This window comes from Rapidithrix thailandica, assembly GCF_039710355.1.
In the GTDB taxonomy this organism is placed as follows: Bacteria; Bacteroidota; Bacteroidia; order Cytophagales; family Flammeovirgaceae; genus Rapidithrix; species Rapidithrix thailandica.
In genome coordinates this window covers 247,600-265,206 of record NZ_JBDKWZ010000009.1, presented here as the reverse complement: position 1 = coordinate 265,206, position 17,607 = coordinate 247,600, and the positions used below count along the sequence as shown (strand labels likewise).

At 42.1% G+C, this 17,607-nt stretch carries 13 protein-coding genes; 8 read left to right on the top strand and 5 right to left on the bottom strand.

All coding sequences use genetic code 11. The features are described 5' to 3' along the window. Window positions 1–126: 126 nt before the first annotated feature. Together AAG747_RS17045 and AAG747_RS17040 are read left to right on the top strand one after the other, a co-directional pair. The gene (locus tag AAG747_RS17045) at window positions 127–1,245 is read left to right on the top strand and encodes a carbohydrate-binding family 9-like protein (RefSeq protein ID WP_346822413.1); all 1,119 of its coding nucleotides are present in this window, start codon (window positions 127–129) and stop codon (window positions 1,243–1,245) included. Window positions 1,246–1,537: 292 nt separating this feature from the next. Beyond that, window positions 1,538–2,773, top strand: a complete 1,236-nt coding sequence (locus tag AAG747_RS17040) for a Glu/Leu/Phe/Val dehydrogenase dimerization domain-containing protein (protein WP_346822412.1) — start codon at window positions 1,538–1,540, stop codon at window positions 2,771–2,773. Window positions 2,774–2,852: 79 nt separating this feature from the next. Here AAG747_RS17040 and AAG747_RS17035 read toward each other — a convergent pair whose 3' ends face one another. The 5 genes from AAG747_RS17035 to AAG747_RS17015 all read right to left on the bottom strand — a co-directional run bounded on the left by AAG747_RS17035 (window position 2,853) and on the right by AAG747_RS17015 (window position 7,024). Next, complete coding sequence (locus AAG747_RS17035) at window positions 2,853–3,476, bottom strand: HAD family hydrolase (protein WP_346822411.1); 624 nt, start codon at window positions 3,474–3,476, stop codon at window positions 2,853–2,855. A 51-nt stretch (window positions 3,477–3,527) separates the two neighbouring features. After that, window positions 3,528–4,286, bottom strand: a complete 759-nt coding sequence (locus AAG747_RS17030; protein WP_346822410.1) for a coiled-coil domain-containing protein — start codon at window positions 4,284–4,286, stop codon at window positions 3,528–3,530. A 106-nt stretch (window positions 4,287–4,392) separates the two neighbouring features. Continuing rightward, complete coding sequence (locus AAG747_RS17025; protein WP_346822409.1) at window positions 4,393–5,370, bottom strand: polyprenyl synthetase family protein; 978 nt, start codon at window positions 5,368–5,370, stop codon at window positions 4,393–4,395. Between the two features lie 115 nt (window positions 5,371–5,485). After that, window positions 5,486–6,241, bottom strand: coding sequence for a 23S rRNA (guanosine(2251)-2'-O)-methyltransferase RlmB (gene rlmB, locus AAG747_RS17020; protein WP_346822408.1), 756 nt, complete (start codon window positions 6,239–6,241; stop codon window positions 5,486–5,488). Between the two features lie 72 nt (window positions 6,242–6,313). After that, a complete protein-coding gene (locus tag AAG747_RS17015) occupies window positions 6,314–7,024 on the bottom strand; it encodes a metallophosphoesterase (RefSeq protein WP_346822407.1) in 711 nt (236 codons plus the stop codon). A 281-nt stretch (window positions 7,025–7,305) separates the two neighbouring features. On the opposite strand from AAG747_RS17015, the gene AAG747_RS17010 reads away from it, so the two are divergent. From AAG747_RS17010 to AAG747_RS16985, 6 genes are all read left to right on the top strand, one after another. Beyond that, window positions 7,306–10,107, top strand: coding sequence for a M16 family metallopeptidase (locus AAG747_RS17010; protein WP_346822406.1), 2,802 nt, complete (start codon window positions 7,306–7,308; stop codon window positions 10,105–10,107). Between the two features lie 816 nt (window positions 10,108–10,923). Then, complete coding sequence (creD, locus tag AAG747_RS17005; RefSeq protein WP_346822405.1) at window positions 10,924–12,294, top strand: cell envelope integrity protein CreD; 1,371 nt, start codon at window positions 10,924–10,926, stop codon at window positions 12,292–12,294. A gap of 294 nt (window positions 12,295–12,588) precedes the next feature. Beyond that, entirely contained in the window at window positions 12,589–13,656 is a 1,068-nt protein-coding gene (gene porQ, locus AAG747_RS17000) for a type IX secretion system protein PorQ (protein WP_346822404.1), read from the top strand. 320 nt (window positions 13,657–13,976) lie between these two features. After that, on the top strand, window positions 13,977–15,341 hold the full coding sequence (hslU, locus tag AAG747_RS16995; RefSeq protein WP_346822403.1) for an ATP-dependent protease ATPase subunit HslU: 1,365 nt from the start codon (window positions 13,977–13,979) through the stop codon (window positions 15,339–15,341). 192 nt (window positions 15,342–15,533) lie between these two features. Next, window positions 15,534–16,148 (top strand): RNA polymerase sigma factor, encoded by a 615-nt coding sequence (locus tag AAG747_RS16990; protein ID WP_346822402.1) that lies wholly within the window; start codon window positions 15,534–15,536, stop codon window positions 16,146–16,148. A 205-nt stretch (window positions 16,149–16,353) separates the two neighbouring features. Further along, window positions 16,354–17,379: a FecR family protein gene (locus AAG747_RS16985; RefSeq protein WP_346822401.1), complete on the top strand. Its 1,026-nt coding sequence runs from the start codon at window positions 16,354–16,356 to the stop codon at window positions 17,377–17,379. The last annotated feature ends 228 nt before the right edge of the window (window positions 17,380–17,607 follow it).

The window sequence follows — 17,607 nt, the reverse complement described above, 5'->3', positions numbered from 1 at the left end:
TGATCCCCCAGACTTTAATCTCTATTTTTGCAGAGGTCGTTTTTGTAAGCACTTTTTTCAAAAATGCCCCATCTTAAAAATGAGTAACTAAATCCGATTAACCTAATACCTAAAATTCAAAATTTTATGAGACGCATATGCACTTTACTAGTATTATCTTACACTTTCTTATGGGGAATGGAAGTCAGTGGCCAGACAGCAAACACACCGGCCATGCAACCCAAACTGCCATTTAACCCTCGCCAGTACCTGTGTTATAAGACTCCCTATGAATTGACCATAGATGGAAAAATGGATGAAGACATTTGGGAAAAAACACCTTGGACCGAAGACTTCGAAGACATTGAGGGGCATTTGAAACCCAAACCTCTGTACCGTACCCGTACCAAGATGCTCTGGGATGAAAATTACTTGTACGTAGCAGCAGAATTGGAAGAGCCGCATATCTGGGCAAATATCACCGAACGGGATGCCATCATGTATTTTAATAACGACTTTGAGATATTCATTGACCCGGACGGTGACACTCACCTGTACTATGAGTTTGAATACAATGCATATGCCACCCGTTGGGACTTGATTTTGGTAAAACCTTACCGTGACGGCGGCCCTTATATGAATGCCTGGGATGTCAGGGGAATGTTGGTAGCTACTCACCTTGACGGCACGATCAACCACCCTAATGATGTAGACAAAAGCTGGTCTATTGAGGTTGCGCTTCCCTGGGAATTACTTAAAGAGGCAAACCCCAACCGGAAAATCCCGAAACCAGGTGATCAATGGCGAATTAACTTCTCCCGGGTACAATGGCAACATGAAATCATAGATGGTAACTACAAAAAGAAAGTCGACCCGGAAACGGGCAAGCGCCTTCCCGAATACAATTGGGTATGGTCTCCGCAAGGGGTTATCAATATGCATTATCCGGAGATGTGGGGCTTTTTACAATTTTCAGGGAAAGAAGCCGGAACAGAAAGCGACACCTTCCAATTCAATCCGGATGAAGATCTTAAATGGGCCTTGCGTCAAGTATATTACCGGATGCGGGAGCATAAACAGAAAACCGGGAAATATACCAATGATCCGCAAGCATTAGGTATAAAATATATTAAGGCTAATGGGATAGATGAATTGAAGGTAAATATCCAACATACCGAACGGCTTTTTGAAGCAAGTGCTACCCATCCAAAAACTCAATCCACGTATTGTATCCGGCAAGACGGGCTTATCTGGAAACTCAACTAACCTCAAACCTCTCCGGCAAAATGAACGGAGAGGTTTTTTTATTACTCTGCTTTTTTTATTCTACTACCCTGTTTTCTGTTAGGTAAGTAGCAGGACCTCATCGGTATATATTGTGTTTTTAACGTTGGGGATATTCCCGAAAACTTTTGCCTCCTTTGCTGAAATTTCCGCTCTATAGATTCACAGCATGACCGGCAAATTTCTTATATTGTCGCCTTTGAATTTTAAAAAGGGAGTAAAGCTTTTCCCTTTATACAACACGATATAAACAACCAATAAATCAACCGTAAATATGAAACAACTATTGCAAAGGTTCGAGAGCAAAGCTCCTGAAATTATCTTTGAATGGAATGACTCCGAAACCGAAGCCCGGGGTTGGGTAGTCATCAATTCCTTGCGGGGAGGTGCCGCCGGGGGAGGAACCCGGATGCGCAAGGGCTTGGACGTACAGGAGGTAGTCTCTCTGGCAAAAACCATGGAGGTTAAGTTTACCGTTTCGGGTCCTGCAATTGGCGGTGCAAAATCAGGGATTAATTTCGATCCAAAGGATCCTAGAAAACGCGAAGTATTGGAACGCTGGTACAAAGCCGTATTTCCAATTCTAAAAACCTACTACGGCACCGGAGGGGATTTGAATGTGGATGAAATTCACGAAGTGATTCCGATTACGGAAGACTACGGCCTGTGGCATCCGCAAGAAGGCATTGTCAACGGTCATTTCCATGCTTCCAAACCCAAAAAGATCCATATGATCGGGCGCTTGCGCCAAGGGGTATCCAAAGTATTGGAAGACCAAAACTATGTACCAACCTCCGACAAGAAGTACACAGTCGCTGATATGATCACCGGATTTGGCGTAGCCGAATCCATCCGGCATTATTATCAGATTTGGGGCGGAAATATTGAAGGCAAACGGGCCATCATTCAAGGCTGGGGAAATGTAGGGGCTGCGGCAGCACTCTATCTGGCAAAATACGGAGTTCGCATTACCGGAATCATCGACCGCAACGGAGGCCTAATCTCCGAAGAAGGTTATGACTTAAGTGCCACCAAAAAGCTCTTCTACGACCGTCAGGGCAATGAGTTAGTTGCCGAGCAAATGCTACCTTTTGAAGAAGCCAATGAACGCATCTGGCAAAGCCCGGCAGATATTTTTGTGCCGGCCGCGGCTTCTCGCCTCATCACCCGGGCACAAGCCGAAAGTTTAATCCGGAAATCCGGTGTCCAAGTGATCTCCGGCGGGGCCAATGTGCCTTTCAACGATCAGGAAATCTTTATCGGCCCTATCGCTGATTATGTAGACAGTTCCATCTCTCTGATTCCCGATTTTATTGCCAACTGTGGTATGGCCAGAGTCTTTGCTTACCTCATGGAAGAGGACCACACCGCCAAACTTACGGACGAAGCCATCTTCCGGGATATTTCCGATACCATCAGAACCGCTTTGGAAAAGACGCATCAAAAAAACACCTCTTCAAAAAACATTGCAAAAACGTCACTTGAAATTGCCTTAAAGCAATTGCTGTAAGAGCCGAAAACCCAACATATACACAAGGCAGTCATGATCATGACTGCCTTGTGTATGAATAAGTTATTGTGAATTCTTTTTAGGATAGTAAACCCAAAGTAAGAATTGATTTTTCTTCGGTAAGGTGCTCTGTCTGCAAACCCACTTCTTGGGCACCAGTTAAATTCTCAGCTGTATCGTCAATGAACAATGTCCGCTCAGGGTTCAACCGGTGTGTATCGATCAAAGTTTGGTAAATACTGGGATTGGGTTTACGGTCACCCATTTCATGAGAATAATAGGCTTTTTCAAAAAGTTCGTCCAAACTCCCCATTCCGGTACTGTCCTGTAAGATCTTATCAAAAGACGCTTTGTGAATGGCATTGGTATTACTCAACAAAAAAATCTGCTTGTGTTTTCCCAGCTCTTTCAAAAAATCCACTCTTTCCTGAGGCAGGTCTCCTAACATCGCAGACCAAGCCTGATCCAACACTGCATCCGGGGCATCTATACTTAACCACGCTCTTAAAATATTTCTAAATTCATCAGAGCTGATCCCTCCTACTTCGTACTGTTTAAAAAAATCTGCCTGGGCATGCTCTCTGTAATTGGCAGCCAACTCTTTCCCTGACAGTTTTTCAAAAGCTCTGAAAGTTGCTTGAATATCCAGGTTCAAAATAACCCCTCCCAAATCAAAAATTACGGTATCGATGAATGTATGCATGATGATTCAAAAAGCTAGAATTACAATTACAACACTACGGAGTACTATGAGTTAATATTTATCTTTCAATTCTTCCATTTTCTCATAGGCATCGGTCCGGCCGGCCTCAAAAGCCTTTTGGTACAAGTCATAAGCCGCTTTGTATTCTCTTTTCTTTTTCTTAGGCGCAAACTTAGTTCTTTTTGCTACTTCTTCTTGTGTTTGGGCTTGGGCGTATAGAGCATCCGCTTCGGCTTTTTTTGCTTCTGCCAGCATCCCTTTCACTTTGACATCCAGCTCTTCCAACTCTTGTTTTTTCAACATCAACTCCTGGTCTCTGGCTTCCAGTTCTTCATTCTGTAAATCCACTGTTTTCATCAACGCCTCATTTTCTTTTTTGTAAGTAGTGATTTGCTCATTCAGCGTTTTAATTTTCAACTCCTTCTCAGCCAGTTCCGATTTTAAAGTAGACACCAACCTCGCATACATCTTATTCTGCCCCTTAGACTTATCCAAAGTATTTTCCAACTCTTGAATTTTCAAGCGGGTTTCTTCCATATAGCGGCTGATGGCATGCAAGCGGGTATCATAATCCGCAAAGGTGGTCCCCTTTTCCAAACTGATGTCAATCATGGCTTCGGAAGCTTCAATGGAATCCAGCAAAACCGCCACTTCGTCCATCTGTTTGCCCAATGTCTCATTGACTTTTTCAGTTTCTTCCATTTGTTGCTTCAACTCCGCAACTTCTGTTTTCAACTGTTCATTCTCTTGCTTTAAGCCACAAGCGGTTACGAACAAAAATAATATAGGATAGAAATACTGCAATTTCATGATTTAGTTATTTTATTGAGCCATTAATTTGAACTATTTTCATCGAATAATCAGATCATTACCTATCAAAAAACTCCAATTCATCGCTAAAAAACAACTTCAGAAGCTATTTTTCCCGATTTATCAGGTTTTGAGCAAAATCGAATAATACTTTCTTTCGCTCGACCGCAACCGGCAGGCGCTCCAACGCTTCAAACCCTTTTTGAAAATAGGAATTACTTTGTGTTTCAGCCAGGTGTTTAATATTCAAGTCATTATAAATTCCGGTGACTTCACGCACCTTTTCAGCTCCATCAAACTCTTTTTTCTCCATCCAGGCATTCAGCTTTTCACTTTGTTCTCCTTCTGCCAGTTCAAGGGCTTTGATCAATAAATATGTTTTTTTGTTGGCGATGATGTCCCCTCCTACTTGCTTTCCGAATTTACGTTGATCCCCGTACACATCCAACAAATCGTCTTTCAATTGAAAACCTACTCCAATATTCTCACCAAACTCTTTTAACAAAGTAGCCTCTCCGGCACTGGCACCTCCCAATAAAGCACCCATTTCCAGACTAAAGCCAAGTAATACCGCTGTTTTTAAACGAATCATTTCCAGATAGTCGGCCTCCTGTACTCGGTCACTTGTTTCAAAGTTCATATCGTACTGTTGCCCTTCACACACCTCAGCGGCACAGCGATTGAATTTTTGCAAAATAACAGGTAATATCTCAGGGTCAACTCCCAAAAACCGATCGTAAACTTTTACCAACATCACATCACCGGAAAGGATTGCAGTGTTTTCATCCCACTTTTCATGAACGGTAGGGATACCTCTACGCAAAGGGGCCTGGTCCATGATATCATCATGCAACAAGGTAAAGTTATGAAACATCTCCACCCCGATAGCCGGTTGCATTGCCTTAGCGTATGTATCGTCAAAGAGATAATACCCTATCAAAGCCAATAAAGGTCGGACCCTCTTGCCACTATTGGCCAGGATGTAGCGGATCGGATCGTAAAGCCGTTGCGGTTCAGCCTTAAAAGGCAAGTGTTCGATTTCCTGATTCAATTCGGCCAATGCCTTTTCTATCTCAAATGCCATGATGGTAAATTATTCGTCCAATAGATTCTATACATATCCACGCTTGTTATACTTAACATGGTAAACCGTGAAGATATGAAAGGGTTAAAAATACAAAAGCTTAAAGGATATTCCCTCAAGCGTGCCGTTGCCGGTTCACTTCGTACAAAATCATAGAAGTGGCTACAGAAACATTCAATGAGTTGATTTTTCCATACATCGGGATTTCCGCTAAAAAGTCTGCTACCTTGATCAAGTCATCGGAAATGCCATCTTCCTCCGAGCCCATCACAATAGCCAGAGGACCTCTGAAGTCCTGATGAAAAACCTTGTCACTTCCTTTTTCCGTACAAGCGGCTACTTCCAGTCCTGAGTTTTTCAGGTATTTTACAGTTTGTAACAAACTTTGTTCCCGGCATACCGGAATGTAATTCAATGCTCCGGCAGAAGTTTTCAAGGCATCACTTCCAATCTGGGCCGCTCCTCTGGCCGGCACTACAATGGCATCCACCCCCATACATTCGGCGGTGCGGGCAATGGCTCCAAAATTCCGCACATCCGTCACCCGGTCCAACACTAAAATTAATGGAGTCTTTCCTTGATTAAAACATTCGGATACGACATTATCCAAAGAGGCGTAACTAATCGCGGAAAGATAAGCCACTACTCCTTGATGGTTTTTCCGGGTAATTTTATTTAATTTCTCTTGAGGTACTTTTACCACAGGCACTTTATATTGAGCGGCAGTACTTAATAATTTTGCCGTCTGTTCATTTTTACTGTCCCGTTGGATCATAATTTTATCCAACTCTTTGCCAGCTTCTATCGCTTCCAATACAGGTTGTACCCCATAAATCAGCTCTCCCTTTTTTGATGATGCTTGATGTTTCATTTTATTATCGTATACTCAATGACTTATTTCTTAGCAGGGTCAATACGGGCTGATCTTCAGCTCCTTTCAAGTTCAACAATCCAGGTTTTGTTGTTTAAAGACCCTGGGTGGCTCCTCTTCCTGTAAATTAAACATAAGAGCCGACAAATAGCCCATTCCCGGCCTTTGGGTGTACACACAGCCCGAGTCCAGGTAATAATTTTCTCTGACCTTTAAGGGTGCATAGGCCTTGGGTTGATGCCCGATCACTTGAATATACCCTTCCAGAGACAGTAGCTTTTGTTTATTAAACAAATAGGAATTAGGAGTGAGTACATCTGCATTTAAGCAGCGTTCCAGACTGTAATTTTGCTGCCGAAACAAACGCTTGCTAATGCCCCCGTGTGTCACAATAAATGTTTTCCCATAAGCAGTCGGAATCAAATGATACTTGCGTTGCGTAGCAAAAAAATAAGCCATTTGCGCCAAAATCACTTGTACATGTTTTCCATTCTTAAACGCATAATGCCTGTCTATGGAAGCAAGCGTAGCCTGCCCCCCTTGTTTTCTCCACAACTTTTGATACCGTTCCTGATTCCGGAGCATGCACAAATACTCATGATTTCCCAGAATAAACTCCACACCTTCTTTCCTCACCCATTTAAACACTTCATAGGAATACGGGCCTTTATTGATCAAATCCCCCATCAAAATAATCTGATTATTTTCACGGGGAATCCTCTCCAGTAATGTCAGCAAGGTATGATAGCAACCATGTACATCGCCCACTAAGGTTAGATACATAGGATAAATTTTAAAAGAATGCTGCAAAAGTATATGCTTTCCCGAGAAGCACCATCTCCAAGCCAAAATCAATTAAAAATTCCCCTTTCTTTTCAATACTCCGTTAGCCTGACAAACCTTTCAACCGCTTAAGCTTACTTGGCAGGCATTCATGTAAAACGCTTTGTAAATTAAGCATTTAACCATAACTTCAATAAAAGGAACAGTGAGGAATATAGCAATCAAGAATTACAAAAATACCAGAGGCTAAACTAAACGTTAACTCAAACAATACAATGATCATGAAGAACCTCCGAAACTTTTTGATAGCAGGCTGTGCTGTTTTACTCTTCCTTTTCTCAAACACTCCTCTTTATGCACAAGATGCACTGCTTTTCAGCCCAAACGATATCGACATCCCCCATAAAAAATATGTACTCGACAACGGTTTGCGCCTGATTGTCCACGAAGACCACAAAGCCCCTATTGTAGCAGTCAACGTATGGTACCATGTGGGATCTAAAAATGAAAAAACCGGGAAAAGCGGTTTTGCCCACCTGTTTGAACACTTGATGTTTAACGGAAGTGAAAATTTTAATGACGATTACTTCCAAGCTCTGGAGCGAATTGGCGCCACAGACTTAAATGGCACTACCAATAACGACCGGACAAACTACTTTCAGAATGTACCTACCTCCGGCCTGGACCAAGTCCTTTTTCTGGAGTCAGACAGAATGGGACATTTGTTGGGCGCCATCGATCAGGCAAAACTGGATGAACAGCGAGGGGTGGTTCAAAATGAAAAGCGCCAGGGAGAAAACCAACCCTACGGCAGGCAGTACGACCTGATCACCAAGTCTCTATGGCCCAAAGGGCATCCTTATAGTTGGACGGTAATCGGAGAAATGGAAGACCTGAATGCTGCATCACTGGAAGATGTAAAAGAATGGTTCAAAAGCTATTACGGAGCGGCCAATGCGGTTATTTCCATTGCCGGAGATGTTGATACGGAAGAGGTTATGGAAAAGGTCAAAAAATATTTTGGTGATATCCCGGCGGGTCCTACTATGGCCCGGCAGGAAGTCAACATTCCCAAACGCCTGGCAAATACCCGTCAATACTATCAGGACCGCGTACCGGAATCACGCATCCTACAAACTTGGGTGGTGCCTGAGTGGGGAAGCAAAGAGGCCCATTACCTGGACTTAGCCACGGATGTACTCGCCTCCGGCAAAAATTCCCGTTTGTATAAAAAGCTGGTGTATGAAGACCAAACCGCCAGTTATGTTTCTGCTAGTATATACCCTATGGAAATAGCAGGTACTCTTTCGGTTATGGCCAATGTAAAACCTGGAGAAGACCGGGAAAAGGTGGAGCAAACCCTCAATCAACTTGTAGAAAAATTCCTCAAGGAAGGCCCGAGCGAGCAAGAGCTTAACCGGGTGAAAGCCCAATATTTTGCCCGTTTTATCAAAGGCATCGAACGCATCGGAGGATTTGGCGGTAAATCGGATATCCTGGCCATGAACGAGATTTATGGAAACTCCCCGGATTATTACAAACAAAGCTTGAACATCATTGCCAATGCTACTACGGAAGACATCCGAAAAGCCGCTCAGAAATGGATGGCCCAAGGCAAACACAGCCTGATCTGCGACCCGTTTCCCAATTATACAACCCTGGCATCCGAGGTAGACCGCAGTACATTACCTTCTTTAGGCAAATCCGCAACAGCTACGTTTCCGGCAGTCCACAGAGGAAAATTAAAAAACGGGATGCAAGTCGTGTTGGCTCAACGAAAAGGCATTCCGACCATCGTGATGAATCTATTGTTTAATGCCGGTTATGCCGCTGACCAAGGCGTAAAAGCCGGAACCGCTTCCCTGGCGATGAATATGATGGATGAAGGAACAGAAAGCTACTCTTCTCTGGAAATCAACGAAAAACTACAACTTTTGGGTGCCTCTCTCAATACGAGTTCAGACCTGGACATGTCTTATGTGAACATGAACACGCTCAAGCCCAGTTTTCAAGCCAGCCTCGATTTATTTGCAGAAGTGGTACTGCGTCCGGCCTTTCAACAAGACGAACTGGACAGGTTAAAAAAACAACAGTTGGCCAGTATTCAACGAGAAAAAGCAACGCCCGTAACCATGGCCCTGAGAGTACTGCCCAAATTTTTATACGGAGATGCTCACGCCTACAGCATACCACTCACAGGCTCAGGCTATGAACACACCGTGCAGACCATTAGCCGGGATGATATTACCAGCTATTATCAGAAGTGGATAAGACCCAATAACGCTACTTTGGTAGTAGTCGGAGATTTGGAAATGGGAGAACTTCTGAAGCAACTGGAAGCAAAATTCGGCGCTTGGGAAAAAGGAAAATTACCCGCCAAAAACATACATGCCGTACAGCCTGCAAACCGCAACAAGTTGTATGTAATGGATCGGCCCGAGTCTCAACAATCTATTATTGTAGCCGGAAAATTGATCCAACCCTATGGCGATATCAATGAAATTGCCCGCGAAACGATGAACAATGTACTGGGTGGGGAATTCACCTCCCGGGTCAATATGAATTTACGGGAAGACAAACATTGGGCATACGGTGCATTTACCTTGGTATGGAATGCCAAAGGACAACGGCCTCTACTTGCTTATGCTCCGGTGCAAACGGATAAGACCAAAGAATCGATTCAAGAACTTCAAAAAGAACTCAGCCAGTTTGTAGGAGACAAACCTGTTACCCAAGCGGAATTGACCAAAGTGAAAGAAAACCGGATATTAAAATTACCCGGCCAATGGGAAACCAACGGCTCGGTTGCCGGTTCCTTGAACAATATTGTCAAGTACAATTTGAAAGATGATTACTACCAAAAGTTCGATCAGAATGTACGCAGCCTGGACTTAGAGGAGGTCAGAAAACTTAGCAAACTGCTGGTGAAACCTCAGGAATTCAATTGGTTGGTAGTAGGAGATAAAGAAAAAATCATGGCAAGCCTCCAGGAACTGGATTTTGACGAGATCATTACCATTGACCCCAATGGCAACCCTTTGGAACCTAGCCAGCCTAAGATTAAAACCGAAAAAGGAAAATAGGCCCCATATACTCCCCCCGTTGGCGACTGCTTTTAATCAGGCGGGGGGTATTTATTTCCGGAAGGCATTGCTTTTACAATAAAGCATTCAAGCTTTTTTATAAAGTTGCTTGTAAAAGAAGAGGCACTTTACAAAGGCAAAAGGTATAAATAAAAAAACCGAATGACTTGGCCATTCGGTAAGGATTCTTTTGGACTAGCTAGTAATGAAAAAGCTGTCTTTGTTGTTTGTTTTTCTCTTATTCTTAATTTTAGGAGTGTTTTCTGTTTTTGTATTTTTAAAAAGGAATTATTTGGCTTCCTACTTCGTGTACGTTCACGTCAACTATACTCTATTTCTTTAAAAAAGCCGGGTTACCCTTGTTTTACTCCAACCCGGCACTTTCTTTACCCTTAGTCTTTTTAGAAGTTATTTATTGCGTCAACTTCAAAATTCTGTTACAAACATACGGATGTGTGTATGTCAACAAAAGCAAAAAGGAACGAACGGGAATATTTTAGGAAGGAGCCTGACCAGAGTCGAGTTTCCCGGAAAAAACTACCGGGTTTTAAGGGGGTTTGCTCCTTTGATATTATTTACTGAAAAACTCATCAACAGAAATAAAAGCTCAATGCTTTTTCCAACCAAATACGAGAGCTTCAAAGACTTATAAAAGTAAAAACCACTGGAAAAGGGGATATAATTCAAGATTTCTCTTTTCAACTTTGTACCGGCTCGAGTTCCTCATAGCTTGAGCGGGATTTGTTCTCACAAACCGGCAACGGCAAGAGGTCAATTCCGTTTTGATAAATTCACCCTTCAAACAGATTGTTCACTATGAATTTTAAACCTCCTACTTTTTTTGAAAAAGCCAACCATTGGATCAAAAACTCTATTACCATCCGCTTGCTTACCATAGGGATCATGATTTTGTTGCTTTTGATTCCGATTAATATGGTTGAAGACCTTATCAGGGAGCGAATGTACCGGCAACAAGAAGCCGTACAAGAGATCAGTTCGATATGGGCTGATGCTCAAACCATACAAGGATTAGTACTTACCATTCCTTATCATGTATACACCAAGGTATATGACGATACCAGCAACCCGGATAAATTTCGCTTAGTGAAGTCAACGGAATATGCCCATTTTTTACCGGAGACTCTGCAAATTGAAGGGAAAATTTCTCCGGAAGTGCGGTACAGAAGTATTTACGAAGTAGTGGTTTATAACAGTAAACTTTCCTTAAAAGGAAAAATCTCACCACCCGATTTCGCACAATGGGGCATCGACTCCGCCAATGTCATATGGAGGGATGCGCATATTTGTTTGGGCTTGTCGGACTTGCGCGGAATTCAAGAGGACATTCAGTTACAATGGAACCGGCAAACTTTCAATTTTAACCCCGGAGTTCCCAGCACAGATGTAATCCAATCAGGCATTAGCACGAAAGTACCTTTACGGTTAACCGGGAATCTGAAAGAATTTAATTTCGAACTGATCCTTGACTTGAATGGAAGCTCGGGTTTACACTTTACCCCTCTAGGTAAAGAAACCTTGGTAGATGTACAGTCCGGTTGGAAAGACCCCAGTTTTACCGGGGCTTTTTTGCCAGACCAAAGGGATATAAATCCCTCCGGCTTTTCGGCACATTGGAAGGTTTTGCATCTGAACCGCCCTTATCCGCAAAGTTTCCGCAAAAGTGTATCAGGTATTCCCTCCTCCCAATTTGGCGTCAACTTATTAATGCCGGTAGATGAGTATCAAAAAAGTACCCGTTCCGTCAAATACGGGATCATGTTTATCACACTTACCTTTATGATTTTCTTTTTTGTACAAATTCTTAAACGGATTCGTATTCACCCTATTCAATACATCATAGTAGGTTTGGCCATCTGTGTTTTTTATACTTTATTAATTGCCCTTTCCGAGCATATCAGTTTCCAGTATAGTTATTTGGTATCCAGTATTGCCATTATCACCATGATCACCGCCTATTCACAAACGGTTTTACGCAGTACAAAACTCACCCGGCTCATGGCCTTGATCTTGCTGATTCTCTATACCTTTATGTATGTGATTATTCAAATGCAAGATTACTCTTTATTGATCGGTAGTATAGGGTTATTTACCGTTCTCGCTATTGTCATGTACTTGTCCCGCAAAATCGACTGGTACAAATGGAATGAAAATAATCACAAAGCATGATGTAAAGAGCATTGTTTTGTACAGCCCATGGAAACCTTTGTTTTTCCATGGGTTCTTTTTTTGTCAGGTTGGGGACCCTTATATACCCCCAATCCATTCTTTTGGCATAGCACCATGGCATTCGCATTTCACAAAATTCCTTCTTGAATTATTTTCTCTCTAAGATACTTTCCTTAAATTTTCGAGAGTGGATATTGTATCTTTAAGTTTTATTGAAAAACACACCCCATCCGTAAAACAATCATGATATTTTACGGCTCGGCAACGCAAAGCGGAACCTTTGGAACTTGATGCATGAAGAAATTAAACAGACAAACTCATCGCCCCCTCATACTCTTCTTTTTAATTGTTTATGCACATTCGATGCAGGCCCAAATAGGAGGTATTGCGGACTTTGAATTCCTCCACCTACCCGTTTCAGCCAAACAATCCGCTTTGGGAGGCACCAACGTTTCGGCAGCCGGCAAAGAAGTCAGTATGTTCATGGCTAACCCGGCCTTACTCCGCGATTCCACCGACCGGCATCTCGCTTTGAGCTTTTATAATTACTATGCGGATATTCAGAATTACAACCTGGCTTATACACATCATTTCAAAAAGACAGGCACATGGGGCTTTGGCATACAATACTTAAACTATGGCGAATTTGAAGGGTATGATGCATTTGAAAATGCAACAGGCGTATTTCAGGCAAAAGATTATGCACTTACCCTTTCGCATGCCCATCAGCTCAGTGTATTTTCATTAGGACTTAATGCCAAGTTTGTCCATTCCAATATTGAAACCTACAATGCCACCGGGCTATTATTTGATATAGGTGGGGCCTTTATCCATCCGGATAAAGATTTAGTCATTGGGTTAACGTTTAAAAACCTGGGGTTTGCGTTTCAGTCTTACACACCTCAACATAGCTTCCGGATGCCTTTTGATGTACAAGCCGGCATTACTTACAAACCGGAACGGATGCCCATGCGGCTTTCGGTAACCATCCATCATTTACATCAATTTGACATTGCCTATCAAGACCCTTCCCAAAGAGCACGTTTGGATGCTTTGGGTAATCCCATTGAGGAAGAAATCAGCTTTGCTGACAAATTGGCACGGCACTTTATCATTGGTGGAGAATTTGTACTGAGTAAGAACTTTCAGCTTAGGGCTGCCTATAATTTTTTGCGCAGGCGGGAACTACGACTGGAACAAAGAAGCGGGCTTGCAGGTATCTCTTTAGGTGTAATGCTCCGGGTCAAACGTTTGGAATTTGCTTATGCCCGGGAAACCCATCATTTGGCCGGCGGAGTAAACAACTTCACTTTAACACTGAATACCAAGGGGTTAATCAAAAAGAAAAAAGTGATAGAATGAACAATATGATTGAAAATATCTTTTCCATAAGTAAAGAGAGTACTCTTTTACGACAAAAAGCACTCTCTTTATTTACATCGTATTTCCAGCTTTCGTTACTATTGTTTTCTCCACCATTTACAGAACCCAACAAATCCGATTTTAAGTACAATACCGTCAGAGAAGACAGAGAAATCCCAATATAAGAAATCAAATATCTAAGGACTTTTCCATAAATTAGCCTTGGAGCATCCTTCAGACAACACAACAGATTAGGATGAAACGTGCTCTTAGCAAAAGGCTATTTCAATAAAAAATAGAATTAAGAAAACTATAAGCTGATGTTAGAGAAAGAAACCTATTTTACTCCCAGAGAAATAGTTGCGGAACTTGATAAATACATTATTGGTCAGAACGATGCTAAACGGAATGTGGCCATTGCCTTGCGTAACCGCTGGCGAAGAATGAATGCCCAGGCCGATATGCAAAAGGAAATCATGCCCAATAATATCTTAATGATTGGTTCGACCGGGGTGGGAAAAACCGAAATCGCCCGAAGGCTTGCCAAAATTGCCGATGCTCCGTTTGTAAAAGTGGAAGCCTCTAAATTTACGGAAGTAGGGTATGTAGGACGCGATGTGGAAAGCATGGTACGCGACCTGGTAGAACAAGCAGTGGGCATGGTACAAGCTCAAAAGAAAAAAGAAGTAAAAGAGCGTGCCGTACAAATTGTGGAAGACCGCATCTTGGATGCTTTGATTCCTCCATTGAAAAGTGCCGGACAACTCAGTACACCCGACCCGGATAAAGACCTCAACGAAAAAACCAGAGAGCGCTTCCGGGAAAAAATCCGCAACGGGGAAATGGAAGACCGGAAAGTGGAAATCGTAGTGGAAAACAACACCAACCCCGGTGTTGGCGTGATTGGAGGGGCCGTGGACGAAGTATCCATGATGAATATTCAGGAAATGATCAGCGGAATGCTTCCTAAGCGCAATAAAAAGCGCAAAGTAACCATTGCCGAGGCTCGCAAAATCCTTTTGGAAGAAGAAAGCGCAAAGCTCATCGACATGGATGAGGTAAAGGAGCTGGCCATCCAAAAAGCCGAAAATACCGGAATCATTTTTATCGATGAAATAGATAAAATTGCCGCGTCTTCTTCACAAGGGAAAGGCCCTGATGTAAGCCGGGAAGGGGTACAAAGAGACCTTTTACCCATTGTAGAGGGAAGCACCGTGAATACGAAATACGGCCCGATGAATACCGATCATATCCTTTTCATTGCAGCCGGAGCATTCCATATTTCCAAACCTTCGGATTTGATTCCCGAATTACAAGGCCGTTTCCCCATCCGGGTAGAATTGGAAAACTTGACCAAAGAAGATTTCTTCCAAATCTTGAAAGCGCCTAAAAATGCCTTGACCAAACAATACCATGCATTGTTGGCCTCGGAAAATGTGGAATTGGAATTCAATGAAGATGCATTGGAAGAAATTGCCGAAATCGCTTTCCAAATCAATACCGAAGTGGAAAATATCGGAGCCAGACGTTTGCATACGGTCATGAGTCATTTACTCAACGAGTTCTTGTTTGATGTGCCGGATGTCATCGGCCCCAATGCTAAAATTGCCATCACCCGGGACATGGTTCAGCAAAAACTTTCCGGCTTGGTACAAAACAGAGATTTGAGTCAATACATATTGTAATAATTCAATTCGCCATACCACTAAAAAAGCGAAGTAACGGTCACCAAGTTACTTCGTTTTTTTTTATTACCACTTGAGTACCCTCCTCTCCAATCAAGCTGAAATGGAAATTTCTATCCCCCAATACATATGAAAATTTGATATTTTGTTAATATTTTCTTAAAATTCGGTGAAAATTATGGAGACTAGACCATGAACGAACAGGTATACCTTGAAAACATCCAACAAATCAAACCTACGGAAGTAAAGGAACTCATTAAAGGCAATAAAGCAGCTTTTGAAAAAATTTACTTTGAATACCATCAACAATTATATTATGTGGCATTGACCTATGTAAAAGACCCCAAACTGGCAGAAGATGTGCTTCAAGATGTCTTTTTAAAACTATGGATCAACCGGCACCAAATCGACCCTTCCCTTTCGATTAAAAATTTTTTGTATACAACCCTGAAAAATCACGTCCTCAACCTCCTTCGTCATAAAAAGACCACCATTCTCAAACACATGGAAATTGCCAACCGTCAACCGCACAACAGCAATGAGACGGAAAAGCAAGTCCTCCTCAACGAATATCAACAAGCCGTAACCCAGGCCTTACAGCAATTGTCTGACCGCAAACGGGAAGTGTTTCAATTGAAAACCTATCAAGGTCTTAAAAATGAAGACGTTGCCAAAAAGCTGGGCATTTCTGTCAACACGGTGAAAGTCCGCTATACCCAAGCGGTCAATTATCTAAGGGAATATTTGAAGAAAAATTCCAACCTCTCCATTCCTGTCTTGATTCTGTTATTTCATTATTTGAAATAAGAACCTTATCTGGAAAGCTGGGAATTACGAAGATTTTTAATAAAACCTTTCTTTAGCTTTCCCTTCTATTTAAGGGCGGATATATTCTCATTTCTTAGGATCTGTTTGGATCTCACAAGCTGCTTCACAAAAAAATTTTCTTTCCCCCTAATACTTTTCTATCACTTATGTGTATAGCCTACAACACCAGAGATAAATGAACTCTATGAAATTTGACAAAAGTCTTGTTGAAAAATATTTAAACAACCAATGTACTCCCAAAGAAGCCCGTGCCGTATTGGATTGGTTTGACACGGAGGAGGGCCAACATTTCTTGGAGCAGCACATTGCGTACAAACTTCAACAGACCGAAGACAAGAGTCATTTTCTTTTTAAGGATCCTGTAGACTCTGAAAAGTTGTTGGCAAACATTTATCAAAAAGAAAGTCAATACGCTTCGATAGGTCAGGCAATAGTAGGCTCAGCTCCTTTTGATTTATCTCCACAAAAAAGGAGTTGGCCTTTATTTGTGGCCGCATGTATTTCACTGTTTTTATTGACTGGAGCTATTTATTGGTTTGTTATGCCCACAGAGCGCATCTACCATACGAGCTTCGGAGAAACCCGGCAAATTACCTTACCGGATCAATCCGTAGTGACTTTAAATGCCAATTCAACGTTGAAAGTTGCCGATACAAACTGGGAAGGCCAAAAGCCGCGGGAAGTATGGCTGGAAGGAGAAGCCTATTTTTCAGTAGTACATACACACAATCATCGAAAATTCTTGGTTCACACCCCAAAGCAATTTTCCGTACAGGTGCTAGGCACAGAGTTTAACGTCACTACACGAAAGGCCCACTCCCGGGTAGTCTTGAATTCCGGAAGCATTCAACTGCATATTCAGGAACAAGGAGAGGAAAATACCATCCTGATGAAACCCGGTGAGGCCGTAGAATTCGAAGAAAACTCGGCCTACTATGTCAAAAAAGAAGTAAACCCTGTACAATATTCAGCCTGGAAAGAAAACAAATTAATCTTTGACCAAACCAGTATAGAGGAACTCGTACAAATCCTGAAAGACAATTATGGGATTTCTGTACTGATCACAGACAAAACATTACTACGACAAACCATTAGTGGTTCCTTTCCAAGTGATGATGTAGACTTGCTGTTGGAGGGCTTGTCTCGACTCTTGACAATAGAAGTTATACGGGAGGGAAACCTCGTGAAATTTCAGCAAATACATGACTAATTATTTACATCTAAATTTTAATCTATGATGAGAAAATATCTACTAACTATTGACTTTGGAATGCCACTTTCAGAGTTTTTTTAAAGTTCATTACCCTAGTAATCAATATTGAGGGAATAACATAATCACCAGACAGGGACCCTACTTTCGATTTATCGGAAAAACAAAATACGCAAAGTCAATAACAAAGCTTACTATGCGCTTGGTCTCGTTCTTCCATTCAGAAGG